The organism is Cytobacillus oceanisediminis, assembly GCF_004366035.1.
Lineage (GTDB): Bacteria > Bacillota > Bacilli > Bacillales > Cytobacillaceae > Cytobacillus > Cytobacillus oceanisediminis_C.
The window spans coordinates 443,997-464,690 of record NZ_SOEE01000005.1; the positions used below are offsets into that span (position 1 = coordinate 443,997).

The following is a 20,694-nucleotide window of genomic DNA, read 5'->3' on the forward strand; positions in this document are numbered from 1 at the left end:
AAAGGTGACAGTCCCCTATACCACTTTGCTGAACTGGCATAGGAGCCTGTCACCCAACTTTATATTTTCTCAATATTAACAAGGCAGTCGTACAAAGTGCTTCCAAGGCCATTGTCCGATTCGCGGCTGGAAGTAAGATTATTGACGGGACCGCCGAATTTTGCCCAAATGCCTTCATCAATATTGATAGTATCCGGATGGGCTTTTTTCATTATATGGACAAAGCCCTTCATTTCCCCCCGCTCATTCCACACTTTGACATAATCGTTCTCCTGCAGGCCAAGCTTCTCAGCAATATTGCCGGCAATTTCCACCTTTGCCTTTGGCTCGGGCTTTAAAAGGTGATAATGCTGCGAGTGATTAGATCGAAGCGGATGAATCGTCAGCAATGTATAAGGAAACTGATTGGCACGCTCCTGGTCCGTCCACTTGGATTCCCGAGGAAGAGCGAGTGTCAGCCTGCTTTCGGAACCCTTTCGGAACGCCTCAGCAGAGGTGAATTCATACTTGCCGCTTGGCGTTTTGAACTGACGGTCTGCCCAGGGCACCATATCAATCGGGAGCTCCTTATGATGGGAAACTCTTATGCTATCCAATGTGATGCCATGCTCTTTAAGCGAACCGAGGCCCATGCTGATAAACTCTTCTCTTGTAAAATCGAAATCGGCTTCGAATCCAAGACGCTTGGCAAGCTCAGTCCATACCCATAAGTCAGGCTTTGCTTCTCCTGGCGGTTCAACCAGCTTTGGACCATGATTGACATAGTGATGGTACATGGAAGAGTAATAAACATCTTCCTGTTCAAAGACTGTGGCAACCGGAAGCACATAATCAGCCATTTTGGCCGTATCTGTCATAAATTGCTCCATCACGACAACAGTCTCAACAGAGGCAAAAGCCTCGCGGACCCGTGATGAGTCAGGAACCTGTGTTAAAGGATTTCCGCACGTGACAAAGATCATGTTTATCTCAGGATCTTTTGCTGTTAAAATCCCCTCTGCCTGCCGCATCATCGTAAATTGCCTGAAAGCCATTTTCCGTTCAGGGAGGGTGAGGGCATCCCCATCAAAGCTTTGCCCAACCTGCCTGTTGGCATAGTTTGCGCCTCCGCCCGGAATGCCGATATTTCCACTCACGGCAATTAAAGCATCCATCAGCCGGATCGTGTTCCCGCCGTTTTCATAGCGCTGCATGCCAAGTCCGAAGAAAGTGGAAACAGGACGGTCCCCATACACTATCGCAAGCTCGGTCATCACCTCTGCAGGCACTTCCGTTTTCTCTGCCACTTCCTCAAGTGTCACACTGCTCAGCAGTTCATTCAGATCTTCAAAACCAATAGAATACTTATCTATGAAACTTCTATCTTCTAAACCCAGACGGATCATTTCCTTCATGATGCCGGCCGCAAGCCAGCCATCCATCCCCGGCTTGATGGAAAAATAGCGGTCCGCCATTTTAGCGGTCGCATTAAAAATTGGATCAATCACATACAGTTTGGCACCTTGTTTCTTTGCTTCCTGCAGCTTTTGATACAGGTGCATATTGGTGCGCGCAACATTTCTCCCCCAGACAACCATATGTTTGCTGTTTAAAATATCTTCAGGACCGTGGCTATATGCATCTCCGAAATCCCAGCTCTGAGCCTCGATTCCGGCTCCCCAGCAGATGGATCCCGTCAGCTCAGTCACTCCGCCATAACAGTTAAAAAAGCGCTGACCCAAGTTCGTCAGCAAGCCTCCATTGGCATAATCATGGCTGTGCAGGACCGAAGTGGTGCCAGCCGTTTCTTTTAGCTCTTTCATTTTCAGGGAAATATCGTGCAAAGCCTGTTCCCATGAAATCCGCACAAATTCTCCATCCACCTTCTTCAGCGGATGAAGCAGGCGCTCCGGAGAATTGGTCCTGCTTTCAAGCATTCTGCCGCGGCCGCAAATCTTCCCCTTTGTTATAGGATGGTCGTGATCTCCATCTACCTTTGTCACCTTACCGTCTTCAACTGTTACATGAAAGCCGCAGCTGTCCCAGCAGTTAAGGGGACAGGCTGACTTGAATGCATCCGCCAAAACCCTCATCTCCCCGTATTTATCTTTTTATCCCTCATGCTTAACAAGAATTTTCTTCATTTTGCGGGCGAATTCCCTTCTTGGAATCATCACGCTGTGGCCGCAGCCTTCGCACTTAATGCGGATATCTGCTCCCATTCGGATGATTTTCCATTTGTTGACCCCGCATGGATGAGGCTTTTTCATTTCCACCACATCGTGTAAATCAAATTCCTTTTGCTCCATGTTTATCCCTCCGCATTCAGTTTAGGATTTTCCTGTGCCTGATCATTCCGCGTATACATAACAAGACGCGGGAACGGAATTTCAATGCCATGCTCATCTAAACAAAGCTTAATTTCTTTCCTCAGCTGCCGTGCAATATAAAAGTGCCTCATTGGCAGTGTCTCTGAAACCACACGCAGCACCACATCAGAAGCAGCCAGATTTTGGATGCCGAGAATCTCCGGCGGCTTAACCATATCCTCATATTTTTCCGGCAGCTTTTCGAATAATTCCTGAAGAACTCTTTCAGCTTTCACAATATCGCCTTCATAAGCAATGCTGACATCCACAAAGGCAACGCTATTATTTATGGAAAAATTAGTGACCTGCATAATGCTTCCGTTCGGAAGGATATGAACTTCACCTGTCCAGTTTTTAATCTTTGTCGTCCTCAATCCGATTTCTTCTACCGTTCCTTCAAATTGATCAATCCGGATATAATCCCCCACCGAGAACTGATCTTCAAAAATGATGAAAAACCCGGTGATGATGTCCTTTACAAGACTTTGTGCCCCAAACCCAACAGCCAGCCCGACGATTCCAGCACCGGCCAAAAGAGCTTTTACATCAATCGTCAGCACCGATAATATCATGATTGCTGCAACGAAAAATACCACATACGTAAGCATATTCTCAAGCAGCTTCAGGAGGGTAGCTTCCCTGCGCTCTGAAATTCGGAGCCTTGACGGCGTCCTCACTTTAAATATATTGCGGATAGCCAGCTTGCCAATCCTGATCAGGATTCCCGTAACGATCAGAATCGCAATAATTTTAAAGATGCCTTCCCCGATGGTTATCCATGCTTTTTCGTTAGAAATCTTATCTATCATACTGTGAATCAATTTTTCAATAGGACTCATGGTTTCACCTGCTTTACTTTAGTGAAAATAAGAAGTACAGCACCCTCTTCTTTGGCTTGTATGAAATTATACTGCATCTTGCCTCTCAGTGCGAATCCCTCTGTAAAACAAAATAATTTTATCAATTTTTCTCATGATTTTACAGTTTAAAACCCGATTGTTTAACGATTAAATAATACAGGTATGTATAGATTACACAAAATTTCCGTATACTGTTAAAAACGTATAAATACTTGTATTTCGGGCATGGCAAGGAATAAAGAGGGAGTGGACCTATATGAACTTCAAACCAAACTTGTTTGACAAAAAAGGCGGGGCTTCTGCCAGAATCTCGCATGAAGAAACAAACTCTGCTGAAAAATTGGCTGCTGAACTGAAGAATATTCTGCCTACAGGCATCAGCTGCCGTCCCATCGTTTTTGTCTGCATTGGCACAGACCGCTCTACAGGCGATTCATTAGGTCCGCTGGTCGGCACACTCCTCGAGGAAAAATCCATTTCATCATTCCATGTATACGGAACACTGGAGGACCCGATACATGCCGTAAACCTGGAAGAAAAACTGAACGAAATCAAAAAAAAGCATTTTAATCCCTTTATCATCGGGATCGACGCCTGCCTGGGCCGCTTAAAAAGCGTCGGAGTCATCCAAATCGGAGACGGGCCCGTCAAGCCTGGCGCCGGAGTCAATAAAGACCTGCCGGAAGTAGGGGACATGCACATAACCGGCATCGTCAACGTCAGCGGATTTATGGAATTCTTTGTCCTCCAGAACACAAGACTCAACCTCGTCCTCAAAATGGCCAAAACCATCGCGGGCGGCATCTATGAAGCAAGCCTGACCCACCAGACAGCGCCAGCATGGCCTGCATTCAAATGGGAACTGAATCGTGAACAAACACCTTAATGAATAGGAAATCCGCAGGGGAATTGGGCCTGCGGATTTTTTGGTTAGCTGGGGGATGGGAGGAGGATTGCGCTGTTGGCAAATTTTTTTGCGCTTTTCTGAAAGGGTTCCGCTCTAATTCGATAAGTTTATGTGCTGTATGAAGATGCTTTTGCGCTTTTATCAGGGATATGTGCGGTAAACATGTCTTTTTGCACTGTTATTCCTATTTTATGCGCTGCTGCAGCCGGCTTTCGCGTCAATTTCAATAGTTTATGCGCTGCACCCAAATTGTTTAGAAAATTCACAGGCCCCGCAAGCACAATAATTCCGGTGGACATGCTTCACACCACCGCACCAGCAACGAAAACCCCACCACCTAAAAATAAATCCCATAAAAATAAACAACCGACACAATAATCCCCGTAACCACAATTCCAGGAAGCAGGTTCGCAACCCTGATCTTTGTAATTCCTGTCAGATTTAGACCAATCGCAAAGATCATGATTCCGCCTGTTGCGGTCATTTCCTTGATAAAGCTGTCCATAAGAAGCTGGGGGACAAACCGGTCGATTTGGGTGGCAAAAAGGGCAATGAGTCCTTCATAAAGCATGACCGGAAAAGCTGAAAAGAGCACACCAATCCCTAATGTAGTCGTTAAAATAAGGGAGGTGAAGCCGTCAATAATCGATTTGGTATAAAGAACCGAGTGGTCGCCACGGATGCCGCTGTCGAGTGCGCCTATAATGGCCATAGCTCCAATGACAAAGATAAGCGTAGCTGTTACGAATCCCTGCGAAATGCTGCCTTGGCCTTTTTTTGAACCGATTTTTCTTTCGAGCCAATCGCCAAGTTTGTTCAGCTTATCTTCGAGAGCAAAGTATTCCCCGATAACTGCTCCGAACACAAGACTTAAAATCACAACCAGGAAGTTTTCGCTCTTAAGACCCATTTGCAGGCCAAGCACCATGACAGCAAGGCCGATCGCATGCATCACCGTGCCCTTCATACTCTCAGGAATCCGATGAAGCAATTTTCCCAGCAGTGTTCCTATAATAATCAATAATCCATTCACAAGCGTACCTAGCAAAAACATATTCTTCACCTTATTATTTCGCAATGCGAATTATTTTCTATTAAAATTACCACGAAAGGTACTGACCTATAATCTTTTTTTATAGAGTACTGTAAAAAAATAAACCATCATTAAGATGGCTTACGAATTGGTTTCTAAAAGTTCCATAATGCGTTCCAAATCTTCTTTTGAGAAAAATTCAATTTCTATTTTCCCTTTGTTTTTGGACTGTTTAATATGGACCGTAGTTCCGAATCTTTCTCGGAGGGTGGATTCGCGTTCCTTAATAAAAATATCTTTTGGGGCATTTGGCTTTTTCGTTTCACGTGAAACATCATTCAGCTGCTGAATCAGCTGTTCAAGCTGACGGACATTTAAGCCGTCTTTAACTGTTTTTTCAACGAGCGCCTGCAGTTTCTCCTTTTTACGCAGCCCCAATAGTGCTCTGCCATGACCCATGGAGATTTTCCCGTCAGAAATCAAACCCTGAATTTTAGGAGGAAGGGAAAGCAGGCGAATATGGTTGGCAATATGCGGCCTGCTTTTTCCCAGGCGCTTGGCCAGCTCCTCTTGTGTCACCTTGAGCTTCTCCATTAACAGCTGGTATGCAGCCGCTTCTTCAATCGGAGTTAAGTCTTCACGCTGCAGATTCTCAAGAACAGCAAGCTCCATCATCTGCTGTTCATTCAATTCCCGTATGACAACAGGAACTCTTTCAAGATTTGCTTCTTTTGCTGCCCGGTAGCGGCGTTCTCCAACTACAATTTCATAGCCTTTTATGCTTTTGCGGACAATGATCGGCTGCAGAATTCCGTGTTCAAGGATGGACTGCTTCAATTCCTCGATGGCTTCCTTTTCAAACACTTTGCGCGGCTGATAAGGGTTTGGACGGATGTCCTTTATTTTGACTTCCTGCACGGTTTCTTCTTTTTCGGTTTCAATATTATTGAAAAAAGCATTCAGACCTTTTCCTAAACCTTTAGCCATTTGAAACCACTTCCTTTGCCAGTTCTAAATATACTTCAGCTCCGCGTGACTTCGGATCATAAGTAATGATAGGTTCTCCATGGCTTGGAGCCTCTCCCAGCCGCACATTGCGGGGAATGATTGTTTTATATACTTTATCCTGAAAATACTTTTTCACTTCTTCAATGACCTGAATGCCAAGATTTGTACGGGCATCAAGCATCGTCAGCAGTACGCCTTCGATTTTCAAATCATGATTCAGATGCTTCTGCACAAGGCGGACCGTATTCAGAAGCTGACTCAGACCCTCAAGCGCATAGTATTCACATTGCACTGGTATGATGACGGCATCCGAAGCGGTCAGCGAGTTAATTGTCAGTAATCCTAGAGAAGGGGGACAGTCGATAATAACATAGTCAAAGTTTGCCTTTACTTCTTCAAGAGCCCTCTTTAATCTTACTTCCCGCGAGATGGTCGGCACCAGTTCAATTTCTGCACCTGCCAGCTGAATGGTTGCCGGGATTGCGTATAAATTCTCTACCGAAGTTGATTTTATAACCTTTGATGCTTCCACATCATCAACGAGAACGTCATAGATGCAATGATCGACATCAGCTTTTTCAATGCCAATTCCGCTTGTGGCGTTCCCCTGCGGATCAATGTCGACCAGCAGCACTTTCTTGCCTATGTATGCCAGGCATGCGCCAAGATTGACGGAAGTGGTCGTTTTGCCGACTCCGCCTTTCTGGTTCGCAACGGCTATAATCTTGCCCACGGTTACACCTGCTTTCATCTATCAGTATTACGATCTATCTATCTTCGAATTTATTAGTATGGTTAAATCACGTAGTCTATTTTATCACGAAAAACAGGATAGAATAATTTTTTTGTAAAAAATAAGAAGATTCTAATAGTCTTTTTATCGTCCTAAAAAAAACGCGAAAAACAAAACAGGGAGTCCCCGCTTTATCTCTCGCGTTAAAAATTATTTCTTTTTAGGAATCTTAATCGTAATTTGATAAAATTCATCAAATTCTTCTTCTTCCGAATCAAGATTAATGCCGCTGTCAGAAACCATGGATAATGATTGGCGGATCGTATTGACCGCAATTCTCATATCCTTGCTGAACGCCTTTCGCTTCGGCTTCGGCTTTGGATTTTTCTGTTCGAGAATCTTGACAACCCTGTCTTCTGTCTGCTTCACATTCAGATTCTTCTCCACTATCTCCTGAAGCAGGGCGACCTGCTTCTCCGGGTCCTTCAGCGGGATGAGCGAACGGGCATGCCGCTCTGTGATTGATTTGTTTAATAACGCATCCTGGACAGGCTGAGGCAATTTCAGCAGCCGAAGCTTGTTTGCAACGGTTGACTGTCCTTTTCCAAGGCGCTGTGCCAATGCTTCCTGTGTCAGATTATGCAGTTCTAAAAGCTTTCCGTAGGCAACAGCTTCTTCAATCGGAGACAGTTCTTCCCTTTGAAGGTTTTCAATTAAAGCCACTGAAGCCGTTTCTGTATCACTTAGATTTTTTACGATAGCCGGAGCTTCTTCCCAGCCCAGTTTTTTCATGGCCCGGTATCTGCGTTCACCTGCTATGATTTCAAACTGGCCATCCTCAAATTCCCGTACGACAATCGGCTGGATGATACCATGTGTATGGATGGTCCGAGAAAGCTCTTCTATCTTCTCATCATCAAACACCGTTCTTGGCTGAAAACGGTTGGGGACGATTTGATCAATAGGTATCTTCTTAACTTCTTCTCTGTCGCTTAAGTCTTCAATATCCAATTGTTCTTCTGCTGGTTTTTCCGCTGTAACTTGTTCTCCCTTTTCGCCTAGGCCAAAAAAGCGTGAGAAAGAATGCTTCATCACCCTGCACCACCTTTACGAAACTCCCTATTACATATTCTCTATCATCATGACAAATCCTGCCGGACAGGAGCAATATAAATATCTGGAAAAATCGATTAGTTTACACCATTATGTCATACAATGGCAAATTGCGCACCCTATTCAATTGGTGTTTTATTGGGTGTCCCCGGCTTTCGCGGGTACTTTTTAGGAGTGCTCTTTTCTTTTTTAATGATTAAAATATTGCGCTCACTCTCTTCTTCAGGCAAGGTGAACGTGTGGGAATCAACGAGTTTTCCGCCAAGAACCGAGATGGCCTTTTTGCCGGCATCCAGTTCTTCTTTTGCACTTGCACCCTTCATGGCCACAAATGTGCCGCCTGTTTTTGCCAGAGGCAGACACAGCTCGCTTAAAACGGACAATCTGGCAACAGCCCGTGCTGTCACAACATCAAAAGACTCACGGTATTCTTTGTTCTGGCCAAAGGTTTCCGCACGGTCATGGATAAAGCGGACATTATCAAGCTCCAGCTTCTTTGCCAAATGTTCCAGAAATCCAATGCGCTTATTAAGAGAGTCAACGATCGTAATATGTAAACCCGGAAAAGCAATTTTAATCGGTATGCTTGGAAAACCGGCCCCAGCACCGACATCACAAACCTTTAACGGCTGGTTGAAATCAAAGTAAAAAGCAGCGCTTATCGAGTCATAAAAATGCTTTAGATAAACATCTTCCTTTTCCGTGATGGCTGTTAAATTCATTTTTTTATTCCATTCCACCAGTGTGGAATAGTAGGTGTCATATTGCTGCAATTGCTGTGGCGAAAGGGCAATCCCCTTCGCCGCCAGCATTTCTGTAAATTGTTCGGTATTCATTTATAAATCCTTTCGGTTCTCAGACATGATCGGATTTTCCCTTTTACTCCGCTGAAACTCGTGCAATTCTGCCCTGTTCTAAATAAACAAGCAAAATAGAGATATCGGCAGGGTTTACACCGGAAATCCGTGAAGCCTGCGCGAGAGATAGCGGCCTTACTTCCTTCAGCTTTTGTCTTGCTTCGGAAGCCAGTCCGTTAATATCATCATAATCGATGTTTTCAGGGATCTTTTTGTTTTCCATCTTCTTCAGGCGCTCTACCTGCTGAAGTGACTTTTCAATATAGCCTTCATACTTGATCTGGATTTCTACCTGTTCGGTTACATCCTCATCAAGCGTGCTCTCAGCTGGAACTACCTGCTGAATATGCTCATACGTCATTTCCGGACGCTTCAGCAAATCTGATGCTCGGATGCCATCTTTCAGCTCGCTTCCGCCCTGGCTTTTGATCATCTCCTGCACGTCAGAAGACGGCTTAATGATGATGCCCTGCAGACGTGCCTTCTCTTCTTCAATTGCCTGCTTTTTCAGCAGGAATTTTTCATAGCGTTCTTCACTGATCAGCCCTACTTTGCGGCCAAGCTCTGTTAGGCGCAGGTCGGCATTATCATGGCGAAGCAGCAGGCGATATTCCGCTCTTGAAGTCAATAGACGGTAAGGCTCGTTCGTGCCTTTGGTCACAAGGTCATCAATCAGGACGCCAATATAAGCATCTGAACGGCTTAATATGACTTCTTCTTTATCCAGCGATTTTAATCCGGCATTCATGCCTGCCATTAGCCCCTGGCCGGCAGCTTCTTCATAGCCGGATGTTCCGTTTATCTGGCCGGCAGTATAAAGATTTTTCACCTTCTTGGTTTCAAGTGTCGGCCATAATTGCGTTGGTACGATGGAATCATATTCAATCGCATAGCCGGCACGCATCATCTGTACATTTTCAAGTCCAGGAATGGTTCTGAGAATCTTCTGCTGCACATCCTCAGGCAAGCTTGTTGAAAGCCCCTGCACATACACTTCCTGTGTATTGCGGCCTTCAGGCTCGAGGAAGATCTGATGGCGCGGCTTATCATTAAAACGGACAACTTTATCCTCAATCGACGGGCAATAGCGCGGTCCTGTCCCTTTGATCATACCGGAATACATTGGCGAGCGATGAAGATTATTGTCGATTAAAGTATGCGTTTCTTCATTGGTATACGTAAGCCAGCAAGGAAGCTGATCTGTAATATACTTTGTGGTTTCATAGGAAAAAGCTCTTGGCACATCATCGCCAGGCTGGATTTCCGTTTTGCTGTAATCAATGGAGTGGCTATTGACGCGCGGCGGTGTTCCTGTTTTAAAACGGACCAGATCAAAGCCGAGCTCCTGCAAATGCTCTGAAAGCTTAATGGATGGCTGCTGGTTATTAGGACCGCTTGAGTACTTCAGCTCACCGAGGATGATTTCCCCTCTTAAGAAGGTTCCTGTTGTAATAACTACCGCTTTTGAATGATAAACGGCACCTGTCTGGGTGACGACGCCCCTGCATTCTCCATCTTCAACAATCAGCCGTTCAACCATTCCCTGAATTAACGTCAGATTTGGTTCATTTTCCAGCGTTTTTTTCATTTCATGCTGATACGTGAACTTATCGGCCTGAGCTCTTAAAGCACGTACTGCAGGGCCTTTTCCTGTATTGAGCATGCGCATCTGAATATGGGTTTTATCAATGTTCTTGCCCATTTCTCCGCCAAGTGCGTCGATTTCCCTTACCACAATCCCTTTTGCAGGGCCTCCTACTGAGGGGTTGCAGGGCATAAAGGCTACCATATCCAGGTTGATTGTAATCATTAATGTCTTTGCGCCGAGACGGGCCGAAGCAAGGCCTGCTTCCACACCCGCGTGTCCGGCACCGACTACTATGACATCATAACTTCCAGCTTCATATGTCATGATGCGGCCTCCTTTGCTGCAATCAGGCAAGCACAGGCACAAGCTTTTGAAAAACCAGGGGCTGAGCCGGCCGATTGCAAAAGTTAAAAATCCATTTCAGCTGCGTCAGCTGACACAGCCTGCTTAAATCATCTATTTCCCTAAACAGAACTGCGAGAATAACTGGTCGATCAAACTTTCATGGACGCTGTCGCCAATAATTTCACCAAGCAGCTCCCATGTTCTTGTCAAATCAATTTGCACAATGTCAATCGGGGTTCCCATCTCAACACCCTGCATCGCTTCGTCAATGGCATTTTGCGCCTGGTTCAATAGGGCAATATGGCGGGTATTGGATACATATGTCATATCCCCGGCTTCGATGGAGCCTGCAAAGAATAGAGAAGCAATAGCCTCCTCAAGATCGTCGACTCCCTGATCCTCCAATAAAGAGGTCGTAACCAGTTTATGATGTTTGGAAAGCTCACGGACGCGACTCATGTCGATTTTTTGGTCAAGATCGGTTTTATTGACAATCACAATAACATCCATGCCTTCAACCGCTTTAAAAATATTTTCATCCTCAGACGTCAATTCATCCGAGTAATTGAGCACAAGCAAAATCAAATCTGCTTCCTTTAATACCTGCCTTGATTTTTCAACACCGATCCGTTCTACTATATCTTCCGTTTCGCGAATGCCGGCTGTATCAACCAGGCGGAGAGGCACTCCTCTTACATTCACGTATTCTTCGATGACATCACGGGTGGTGCCCGGAATATCTGTCACAATCGCCTTATTCTCATGGACAAGGCTATTCAATAAGGAAGATTTTCCAACGTTTGGACGCCCGACGATGACCGTTGAAAGTCCTTCACGCAGTATTTTCCCCTGCTGTGAGGTCTGAAGAAGCTTTTCGATTTCCTTCTTTACATAAGAAGCCTTCTCCATCAGCATATGATGGGTCATTTCCTCGACATCATCGTATTCCGGATAGTCAATATTGACTTCTACATGGGCAAGAATCTCCAGAATTTCCTGCCGAAGCTTCTGAATAAGCTTTGACAGCCTTCCTTCCATCTGGCCAAGTGCCATGTTCATAGCCCGGTCTGTCTTGGCACGGATTAAATCCATAACTGCTTCTGCCTGGGATAAATCAATTCGCCCGTTCAAGAAGGCGCGCTTTGTAAATTCCCCCGGCTCTGCCAGGCGTGCACCATTATTCAGCAAAAGCTGCAGCACGCGGTTTACGGAAACCAGTCCCCCATGGCAGTTGATTTCAATGACATCTTCTTTAGTAAAAGTCTTCGGTCCCTTCATGGCCGAAACCATTACTTCCTCAGCAATCTGTCCGGTTTTGGGGTCCATAATATGCCCATAATGAATGGTATGGGAAGCAACATCCTTTAGACGCTTGCCTCCCACTCCTCTGAACAGCCGGTCTGCAATTTCAAAAGCCTGGTCACCGCTCAGGCGGACAATGGCAATGGCTCCTTCTCCCATCGGAGTAGATATCGCGGCTATTGTATCAAATTCCAATTCATTCACCTCTCTTTTTCCTGTTATATCGATCTATATAAAGAAAAGCGGAAGGCGCCCGCTTGTCGGCGACAAGCATAAGACAAGCTGAAAGGCTGTTCTTTAACCTTTTAGACGGATTGGCTTATACCCGAGAGCCGATGACGCCTGGAGCTGACAGTAATCCAAGTTTAAGGAATGTTTTACTATCTTTAGAAATAATAATATCGATTCCCCAAATTAATAGAATATCACATGGCTTTTTTTTAGAAAAGCATATCAGCCCGCAGTTCCGGCTTGTCCATCAGTCAGCATGAACCGTCAGCATGAACTTATCAACAGCCCGCTTAAATACAGCCAGTAAAAAAATATCCACACGTCTCATAATTAATATGCTCTATTCTAACTTATCCACATGTGAATAACAATAAAACCATTTGAGATTTAATAATTTGCGGAGGGATAACAAAATGCGCAAAAAAATCCCAATCCGTAAATGGACTGGGATTTTTTCTAATCTTCCTGCTATCTTGTTCTGGCTGGTGCAATGACGATATGACGATGAGGGTCATTGCCATCAGAATACGTCTTGATTCGCTTATTATTTACGAGGGCGGTATGGATCACTTTGCGTTCATATGAAGGCATAGGTTCCAGCGCAATTTCTTTTCCCGTCTTCAAAGCTTTTTGAGCAAGCCTATCAGCCAATTGAATCAGGGTATCCTGGCGTCTTTTCCGGTAATCCTCTGCATCGAGCACCACATTTAAGTACTGCTCGGCATATCGGTTAATAACCAGCTGTGTCAAATACTGGAGGGAATTGAGCGTTTGTCCTCTTTTTCCGATTAAAAGAGCAATCTTTTCACCGGATAGGATAAATTGAACATTTTTTCCGTCCCTTAATGTTTCAATTTCAATGGTCACGCCCATTTTCCCGCTGACGTCTTTGAGGAATTTTTCGGCTTCCTCAATCGGATCAGGCTTTTTCACAGCTTTTACCACTGCCGGACGGGATCCGAAAATCCCGAAAACGCCTTTTTTACCTTCATCAACAATAGTAATCTCTATGCGGTCTTCTGTTGTGTTTAATTGAGCTAAAGCTGACTCTACTGCTTCCTTGACGGTCTGTCCTGTAGCAGTTACTTGTTTCACTTTTTGGCTCCTCCTGCATTTCCGGCCGCTGCAGCTTTCAGGTCCGGACCTTTAATGAAATACGTTTGAACGATCATGAAGATATTACCCACTACCCAGTATAAAGAAAGAGCTGCCGGGAAGTTAATGGCAAAAATAACGATCATAATCGGCATCAGATAAAGCATCATTTTCATTTGTGCAGCCATTTGCCCCGTTTGCTGAGTGCCGGCCATCATCATTTTCTGCTGAATGAACGTTGTCACACCTGCAATTAAAGGCAATAAGTAAATTGGATCTGGAGAACCAAGGTCAAACCAAAGGAAATTATGGTTTGCAATTTCGCGGGTACGTGTAATCGCATGGTAGAAACCGATCAGGATTGGCATTTGAATCACTAACGGGAAACATCCGGCAAGCGGATTAACACCGTGTTTTTGGAATAAAGCCATTGTTTCCTGCTGCAGCTTCTGCTGGGTTTTCTGGTCTTTAGAGCTGTATTTTTCACGAAGCTTCTGCATTTCTGGCTGAATCGCCTGCATCGCTTTTGAACTTCTCGTTTGTTTAATCATTAATGGCAGGATGACCAGACGGATAATGAGTGTCACAATAATGATCGATAGCCCATAGCTGCCGCCTGCAAATTCTGCTACCTTAATAATAAACAGTGAAAGCGGATAGACAATATACTCGTTCCAAAAGCCTTCGCTTTCAGACGTAATCGGCTGGTTGATTTCTGTACAGCCCGATAAAAGGGACATCACAAACACTAAACCGATTAATAGGAATATTCGTTTCTTCAACCGTTTTTTCCTCCTTAATTGCTCCTGATAATAGTATGGATTTAATTTGCGTGTCCCCAGTCACAGGGCACACGCTCATATGTATCTTATTTTAACATCTTTTAAAATGGAGTGCTTCAAAATAAAGATAGATAAAGATTATTGATTTTTAGTATTTCCAAGTCTCGGTTTATTCAAAACCCGCGAAACCTTCAATACATGAATCAGACTCTTTTTCACTTCATGGAAGTCCATTTCTGCCACCGGTTTCCTTGCAATGACAATCAGATCAAATTGCGGCTTTATTTCCTCCTCCAGTTCTAAGAATGCCTGGCGGATATACCTTTTGATCTGGTTCCTCATAACGGCATTGCCGATTTTTTTACTGACAGAAAGGCCAATGCGGAAATGATTCTGCTCCTCTTTTCTCAAGATGTAAACGACAAATTGACGGTTGGCGAATGACTTTCCCTTTTTAAAGGCCTCTTGAAATTCTTTATTTTTTTTTACACGGAACTCTTTTTTCATGTCATCACCTTTTCAAAAAGCGCAGAGCGCCTTGAACATTTATCTTTACATGGAAAAAAAGACCACTGACGTTTCAGTGGCCTAAGCAGATAATACTTTTCTTCCTTTGCGGCGGCGGCGAGCTAGAACGTTACGTCCGTTCGGTGAGCTCATGCGGCTGCGGAAACCATGAACCTTGCTTCTTTTACGCTTGTTTGGTTGATAAGTTCTTTTCATATATGACACCTCCCTGAGGAATTGCTGTTAAAGACAGTCTTTCTAATTATATAGATGTAACTAGAAAATTGTCAACTATGCATATAAGTCAATCTGCCTTCAATGGCAAAAAACTAGTTTCGGCTCTTTCTTTCGCAATTTGTTTTTTCTTATAAAGTTAGCTCGTTGTTTTCAGGCACGGGGCACTTGCTTTCCGATCCCAATCAACTCAGCATTAAAATTTATTATGAATAAACAACTCACGAAATAACATTTTAAAAACGCTTAGCTGCTCTTTCTCTTTTTGCATACCTGAAAGAACCCACTCAGAAAGTTTACCTTCTTTTCGCATGAATGTCATCCTAAAATTTCATTTTTCCACGTTTTTCTCATTAGTTCATAGTAAAAGTTACTATTTGAGACTGCAAGTTCCTCCGGTAGCCAGACGATATGGCCACGAAAAAATGGCATCTCTCCATCAGATATTCCGAAGTCCATATGAATTCGATCTTCTCTAAAAACAGGTCTGTGGATAAAATTTCGACAGCATTTTCATTATCCACATCACATATTGACAAGTTTTTCACACAACCAGAGGCTGTGGACAATTTTTATGAACAGGGATGGCATGTTGTGGATAAAGCTTTAAAAAGCATTGCAGACAAAAGCATTATCTGTTATCATAATTGTGTTTTAACACTTAATAAATCATTGTGCATATCTTCATTATCCACAGATTGTGGATAACATGTGGACAGGTTATCCAAGGGGTTTGTAAAAGTTTGTCCACAGACAGTGGATACTGTCGAAATTCCACTTTACTTCCTTATTATATATTTTTCCACATAAACAGTTTCGTATATTTATAAACTTCAGGGTTATACAGCGTGTATAACCTATCGTTTTTGTGGCTCGAAACAAAGAAAAGCAAGGGGAGCCTTCGAAAGGCACCGGAGCTGGACAGTAATCTAAATTCCCAAATATAGATGGAAAAGGAGGGATATCATTGGAAAACATTGCGGATCTTTGGAATAATGCTCTGTCCAATATCGAGAAGAAAATCAGCAAGCCAAGTTTTGACACATGGCTGAAATCGACAAAAGCGCATTCTCTGCAGGGAGACACTTTAGTCGTTAAGGCCCCTAATGAGTTTGCCCGCGACTGGCTTGAAGAGCGTTATTCCCAGCTGATCTCCGGAATTCTTTATGACATTACCGGTGAAGAATTAGGAGTAAAATTCATCATTCCGCAAAATCAAAGTGAAGAAGAAGTCGATCTTCCTCTTCCGCCGAAAAAGAAAAAGCCGGAGGAAGAACAGCCTGAACTGCCATTAACGATGCTAAATCCGAAGTATACATTCGACACTTTTGTCATCGGATCCGGAAACCGCTTCGCCCATGCAGCTTCACTTGCTGTAGCGGAGGCTCCGGCCAAGGCATACAATCCTTTATTTATTTACGGGGGAGTTGGACTCGGAAAAACTCACCTTATGCACGCAATCGGCCATTATGTATTAGATCATAATCCATCAGCTAAAGTTGTATACTTATCTTCCGAGAAATTTACAAATGAATTCATTAACTCGATCCGAGATAACAAAGCGGGGGATTTCCGCGATAAATATCGAAATGTGGATGTTCTTCTTATCGATGATATTCAGTTTTTGGCTGGAAAAGAACAGACACAGGAAGAATTTTTTCATACTTTTAATACATTGCATGAAGAAAGCAAGCAGATCATCATCTCAAGTGACCGTCCTCCAAAAGAAATTCCGACATTGGAAGACAGGCTTCGCTCCAGATTTGAATGGGGCCTTATTACAGATATAACTCCGCCGGACCTGGAAACGCGAATCGCGATTCTCCGCAAAAAGGCCAAAGCGGAGGGACTTGATATTCCTAATGAGGTTATGCTGTATATTGCCAATCAGATTGATTCCAACATCCGTGAGCTTGAGGGTGCCCTGATTCGTGTAGTAGCTTACTCCTCTTTAATAAATAAAGATATTAATGCAGATCTTGCAGCAGAAGCATTAAAGGATATTATTCCAAGCTCCAAACCGAAGGTCATTACGATCCTTGAAATTCAAAGGGTAGTTGGGGAACACTTTAATGTAAAGCTTGAGGATTTTAAGGCGAAGAAACGAACAAAGTCTGTTGCATTCCCCCGTCAGATTGCCATGTATCTCTCAAGGGAATTAACCGACTTTTCTCTTCCTAAAATAGGGGAGGAATTTGGCGGAAGGGACCATACGACCGTCATTCATGCCCATGAAAAAATCTCAAAGATGCTTCAGTCAGATTCACAATTTGAAAAGCAGCTGAAAGAAATCAATGAAATGCTCAAGGTATAATGTGTATAACTTGACCAAACTTACACACAGTCTGTCCACATGTGGATAGGCTGTGTTTCCTTTCAAAAAATACAGTTATCCACATACTAACAGGCCCTACTAGTACTTCTACTATTTTTTTATAAAAAATATATATATATTCAATACGCCATTAAAATATGCTTGGAGGATTTAAAAAATGAAATTTATAATCCAGCGCGACCGTTTGGTCCAAAGCGTCCAGGATGTTATGAAAGCTGTAACAAGCAGAACGACTATTCCCATCTTAACGGGGATTAAAATCGTCGCATCTGAAGAAGGGGTCACATTAACCGGAAGCGACTCTGATATTTCAATCGAATCATTTATACCTAAAGAAGAAGACGGAGATGAAATCGTCGAGATCAAACAGGCTGGTGCCATTGTGCTCCAAGCGAAGTTCTTCAGCGAAATCGTTAAAAAGCTTCCGACTGACAGTGTAGAAATCAGCGTGGAAAACCATTTGCAGACTGTCATCCGTTCAGGTAAATCCGAATTCAATCTTAATGGTCTGGATGCTGAGGAGTATCCTCACTTGCCTCAAGTCGAGGAAGAGAATGTGTTTAAAATTCCTACAGACTTATTAAAAGCAATGGTTCGCCAAACGGTATTCGCAGTGTCCACCTCAGAAACACGCCCTATCTTGACAGGTGTAAACTGGAAGGTGGAAAACGGGACATTAACCTGTATTGCAACAGATAGTCATAGGCTGGCACTAAGAAAAGCGCAAATCGAAACAAATGCAAGCGAAAGCTACAATGTAGTCATTCCAGGAAAAAGCTTAAGTGAGTTAAGCAAAATTCTTGATGATAACAATGATTTAATCGATATCGTTATTACTGAAAACCAGGTTCTCTTTAAGGCAGAACATCTGCTGTTCTTCTCAAGACTGCTCGAAGGAAATTACCCGGATACATCCAGATTGATCCCTTCAGACAGCAAAACAGATGTTGTCGTTAATACAAAGGAATTCCTGCAGGCTATTGACCGTGCCTCTTTATTGGCGAAAGAAGGCCGAAACAATGTGGTCAAACTATCAACAATTGATGGCGGTGTAATTGAAATTTCATCCAACACTCCTGAAATTGGAAAAGTTGTCGAAGAAGTGCAGAGTAAATCCGTAGAAGGCGAAGAATTAAAAATCTCCTTTAGCGCGAAATTTATGATGGATGCCCTAAAAGCACTTGAAGGCTCTGAAATTACAATCAGCTTCACCGGCGCTATGAGACCATTTATCATCAAACCTTTAAACGATGAATCAATACTGCAATTGATCCTGCCAGTAAGAACGTATTAAGAAAAAAGCTGCCGGTTGTGCCGGCGGCTTACTTTTTTTTAGCTGTTATAAACTGGATAACCATTCTTTTATAACTAACTGATTGGGGTGGAAGGTGCGAATCTGCGGAAGCCCCCCGGAAGCCCCGTGGGTTCGCTGAGTGCCTGCAGCGGAAATCAACGGGCAAGGTTTAAACAGAGAAAAATTTGAAATGAATCTTTTGTTTATATAAAACGTTATCATTAGCTAAGATGCTGCCAGAATATTGGCCAATTGCATGGGAATAATGAAAATAACCAGCTGCAGGCGAGTTTTCTTTGTGTATCTGTGATTTATTTAGTAAAATAGAATATTAGATACCATTCTGAAATTGTTTTGCCAAAGTGCAGAAATCACTGCAGCACTTGAAGTCGGACAATGGGAAAGAGTGAAAATATGACGGAAATTCAAATTGATACAGAATATATTACGCTGGGCCAATTTTTAAAAGCCGCTGATGTGATTCAAACAGGCGGAATGGCCAAATGGTTCCTGAGTGAATACGAAGTCTTCGTCAATGGGGAACAGGATCAAAGACGGGGAAGAAAGCTAAGAACCGGGGATAAAATCGAAATTCCGGATGTGGGTGAATTTACGATCGTCTAGCCCGCTGTTCTCAGCGTTAAAATCTAAAAGGATGTAGCGTCTATGCATATAGAGCAGTTGCTATTAAAAAATTACCGGAATTACGAAGAGCTTGAAGTTAATTTCGAAAATAAAGTGAATGTAATTTTGGGAGAGAATGCCCAGGGAAAAACAAATGTCATGGAATCGATCTATGTCCTGGCCATGGCAAAGTCCCATCGGACATCAAATGACAAAGATCTTATTCGCTGGGATCAGGAATATGCTAAAATAGAAGGAAGGGTCCAAAAAAGGCAAGGATCCCTGCCCATGCAATTAGTCATCAGCAAAAAAGGCAAAAAAGCCAAATGCAATCATATAGAGCAGCAGAAATTAAGCCAGTATGTCGGCAATATGAATGTTGTGATGTTCGCGCCTGAAGATCTCCACCTTGTGAAAGGGAGCCCTCAAGTAAGGCGTCGTTTTATTGATATGGAGATTGGGCAGGTTTCACCTGTCTATTTGCATGATATCAGCCAGTATCAGAAAATCCTCCAGCAGCGCAACCACTACCTGAAAATGCTCCAGATCAAAAAGCAGACCGACCATACCATGCTTGAGATTTTAACTGAGCAATTCATTGAAATGGCTGCAAAGATTGTTTCTAAGCGTTACGAGTTCCTCAGACTCCTCGAAAATTGGGCACAGCCGATTCATGAAGGGATTTCAAGAGGGCTTGAGACCTTGAAAATTGAGTACAAGCCTTCTGCCGAGGTATCAGAAGAACAAGATTTGTCGAAAATGGTTAAAGTATACCAGGATAAATTTACAAAAGTGAAAAACAGGGAAATAGACCGCGGTGTCACCATGTTTGGACCGCATCGCGATGACCTGATTTTCCATGTGAATGGGCGGGATGTTCAAACATTCGGTTCACAGGGGCAGCAAAGAACGACAGCTCTGTCGGTTAAACTTGCCGAAATCGAACTGATCCATTCTGAAATTGGAGAATATCCCATTCTGCTGCTGGATGACGTCCTCTCGGAATTGGATGATTATCGCCAATCTCATTTATTGAATACCATTCAAGGGAAAGTACAGACGTTTGTCACTACTACGAGCGTTGATGGAATAGACCACCAGACACTTAAAGAAGCAGCAGCGTTCAGTGTTGAGGCAGGGAGAATCAAGAAGATTCAGTGAGGTGATCACATGTACATCCACATAGGTGAAGATGTGTTGGTCCGGGCAAGGGATATTGTCGCCATTATTGATAAAGAAACAGCCCTTGCTTCCGAGTATGCGGAAGAGCGTAAGGAGGACCTGGAGGAGTCAGTTGTGAACCTCGCAAAAGGTTCCTATAAATCTGTGGTTGTCACAACAGAAAAGATCTATTTTTCTCCGCTATCCTCAGGTACGTTAAAAAAACGATCCCATAAATTAAGTGTTCACGAATTTTAAAGAAATGCAGAACTGCCGGAGAACTTCCCTGATGGACCGAAAGGCAAGTCAGTGAAAACTACAGTTTGGCTCATCTTAA

The 20,694-nt window shown here is 43.5% G+C and carries 21 protein-coding genes; 6 read left to right on the forward strand and 15 right to left on the reverse strand.

All coding sequences use genetic code 11. From position 1 onward, the window contains the following. Nucleotides 1-59: 59 nt before the first annotated feature. From DFO72_RS15400 to DFO72_RS15410, 3 genes are read right to left on the reverse strand one after another with little or no spacing between them, the layout of a single operon-like run. A complete protein-coding gene (locus tag DFO72_RS15400) occupies nt 60-2,063 on the reverse strand; it encodes a molybdopterin-dependent oxidoreductase (protein ID WP_113885486.1) in 2,004 nt (667 codons plus the stop codon). 27 nt (nt 2,064-2,090) lie between these two features. After that, entirely contained in the window at nt 2,091-2,288 is a 198-nt protein-coding gene (locus tag DFO72_RS15405) for a DUF951 domain-containing protein (RefSeq protein WP_009332477.1), read from the reverse strand. A gap of 2 nt (nt 2,289-2,290) precedes the next feature. Further along, nucleotides 2,291-3,187, reverse strand: a complete 897-nt coding sequence (locus DFO72_RS15410; RefSeq protein WP_113885485.1) for a mechanosensitive ion channel family protein — start codon at nt 3,185-3,187, stop codon at nt 2,291-2,293. A 277-nt stretch (nt 3,188-3,464) separates the two neighbouring features. Between DFO72_RS15410 and yyaC the strand changes: the two genes are divergently transcribed. Further along, on the forward strand, nt 3,465-4,094 hold the full coding sequence (gene yyaC, locus DFO72_RS15415) for a spore protease YyaC (RefSeq protein ID WP_113885484.1): 630 nt from the start codon (nt 3,465-3,467) through the stop codon (nt 4,092-4,094). A 128-nt stretch (nt 4,095-4,222) separates the two neighbouring features. Here yyaC and DFO72_RS15420 read toward each other — a convergent pair whose 3' ends face one another. The 12 genes from DFO72_RS15420 to rpmH all read right to left on the reverse strand — a co-directional run bounded on the left by DFO72_RS15420 (nt 4,223) and on the right by rpmH (nt 14,925). After that, nucleotides 4,223-4,414, reverse strand: a complete 192-nt coding sequence (locus DFO72_RS15420) for a hypothetical protein (protein WP_113885483.1) — start codon at nt 4,412-4,414, stop codon at nt 4,223-4,225. A gap of 38 nt (nt 4,415-4,452) precedes the next feature. Then, complete coding sequence (locus DFO72_RS15425; protein WP_113885482.1) at nt 4,453-5,169, reverse strand: DUF554 domain-containing protein; 717 nt, start codon at nt 5,167-5,169, stop codon at nt 4,453-4,455. A 120-nt stretch (nt 5,170-5,289) separates the two neighbouring features. After that, nucleotides 5,290-6,135, reverse strand: coding sequence for a ParB/RepB/Spo0J family partition protein (locus tag DFO72_RS15430; protein ID WP_113885481.1), 846 nt, complete (start codon nt 6,133-6,135; stop codon nt 5,290-5,292). Continuing rightward, entirely contained in the window at nt 6,128-6,889 is a 762-nt protein-coding gene (locus tag DFO72_RS15435; RefSeq protein WP_113885480.1) for a ParA family protein, read from the reverse strand. The genes DFO72_RS15430 and DFO72_RS15435 overlap by 8 nt, the downstream gene beginning before the upstream one ends. Before the next feature lie 210 nt (nt 6,890-7,099). Continuing rightward, entirely contained in the window at nt 7,100-7,981 is an 882-nt protein-coding gene (gene noc / locus DFO72_RS15440) for a nucleoid occlusion protein (RefSeq protein WP_009332483.1), read from the reverse strand. A 140-nt stretch (nt 7,982-8,121) separates the two neighbouring features. After that, nucleotides 8,122-8,838: a 16S rRNA (guanine(527)-N(7))-methyltransferase RsmG gene (gene rsmG, locus DFO72_RS15445; RefSeq protein ID WP_113885479.1), complete on the reverse strand. Its 717-nt coding sequence runs from the start codon at nt 8,836-8,838 to the stop codon at nt 8,122-8,124. 43 nt (nt 8,839-8,881) lie between these two features. Continuing rightward, on the reverse strand, nt 8,882-10,771 hold the full coding sequence (gene mnmG, locus DFO72_RS15450; RefSeq protein ID WP_113885478.1) for a tRNA uridine-5-carboxymethylaminomethyl(34) synthesis enzyme MnmG: 1,890 nt from the start codon (nt 10,769-10,771) through the stop codon (nt 8,882-8,884). A 132-nt stretch (nt 10,772-10,903) separates the two neighbouring features. After that, nucleotides 10,904-12,289, reverse strand: coding sequence for a tRNA uridine-5-carboxymethylaminomethyl(34) synthesis GTPase MnmE (gene mnmE, locus DFO72_RS15455; protein ID WP_113885502.1), 1,386 nt, complete (start codon nt 12,287-12,289; stop codon nt 10,904-10,906). A 504-nt stretch (nt 12,290-12,793) separates the two neighbouring features. Then, a complete protein-coding gene (jag, locus tag DFO72_RS15460) occupies nt 12,794-13,420 on the reverse strand; it encodes an RNA-binding cell elongation regulator Jag/EloR (protein WP_113885476.1) in 627 nt (208 codons plus the stop codon). Continuing rightward, nucleotides 13,417-14,202, reverse strand: coding sequence for a YidC family membrane integrase SpoIIIJ (gene spoIIIJ / locus DFO72_RS15465; protein WP_113885475.1), 786 nt, complete (start codon nt 14,200-14,202; stop codon nt 13,417-13,419). The genes jag and spoIIIJ overlap by 4 nt, the downstream gene beginning before the upstream one ends. A gap of 138 nt (nt 14,203-14,340) precedes the next feature. After that, nucleotides 14,341-14,709 carry a ribonuclease P protein component gene (gene rnpA, locus DFO72_RS15470; RefSeq protein WP_113885474.1) on the reverse strand — a complete coding sequence of 123 codons (369 nt, stop codon included), beginning with the start codon at nt 14,707-14,709 and terminating at the stop codon, nt 14,341-14,343. 81 nt (nt 14,710-14,790) lie between these two features. Next, nucleotides 14,791-14,925, reverse strand: coding sequence for a 50S ribosomal protein L34 (rpmH, locus tag DFO72_RS15475; protein ID WP_019382473.1), 135 nt, complete (start codon nt 14,923-14,925; stop codon nt 14,791-14,793). A gap of 985 nt (nt 14,926-15,910) precedes the next feature. Between rpmH and dnaA the strand changes: the two genes are divergently transcribed. The 5 genes from dnaA (at nt 15,911) to remB (ending at nt 20,615) form a co-directional block, all read left to right on the forward strand. Further along, nucleotides 15,911-17,257 carry a chromosomal replication initiator protein DnaA gene (gene dnaA / locus DFO72_RS15480; RefSeq protein WP_113885472.1) on the forward strand — a complete coding sequence of 449 codons (1,347 nt, stop codon included), beginning with the start codon at nt 15,911-15,913 and terminating at the stop codon, nt 17,255-17,257. Between the two features lie 178 nt (nt 17,258-17,435). After that, entirely contained in the window at nt 17,436-18,572 is a 1,137-nt protein-coding gene (gene dnaN / locus DFO72_RS15485) for a DNA polymerase III subunit beta (protein WP_113885471.1), read from the forward strand. Between the two features lie 414 nt (nt 18,573-18,986). Beyond that, nucleotides 18,987-19,196 (forward strand): S4 domain-containing protein YaaA, encoded by a 210-nt coding sequence (yaaA, locus tag DFO72_RS15490; protein WP_019382471.1) that lies wholly within the window; start codon nt 18,987-18,989, stop codon nt 19,194-19,196. A gap of 42 nt (nt 19,197-19,238) precedes the next feature. Beyond that, nucleotides 19,239-20,357, forward strand: coding sequence for a DNA replication/repair protein RecF (gene recF / locus DFO72_RS15495; protein WP_113885470.1), 1,119 nt, complete (start codon nt 19,239-19,241; stop codon nt 20,355-20,357). A gap of 9 nt (nt 20,358-20,366) precedes the next feature. Further along, nucleotides 20,367-20,615, forward strand: a complete 249-nt coding sequence (gene remB / locus DFO72_RS15500) for an extracellular matrix regulator RemB (protein WP_009332494.1) — start codon at nt 20,367-20,369, stop codon at nt 20,613-20,615. The last annotated feature ends 79 nt before the right edge of the window (nt 20,616-20,694 follow it).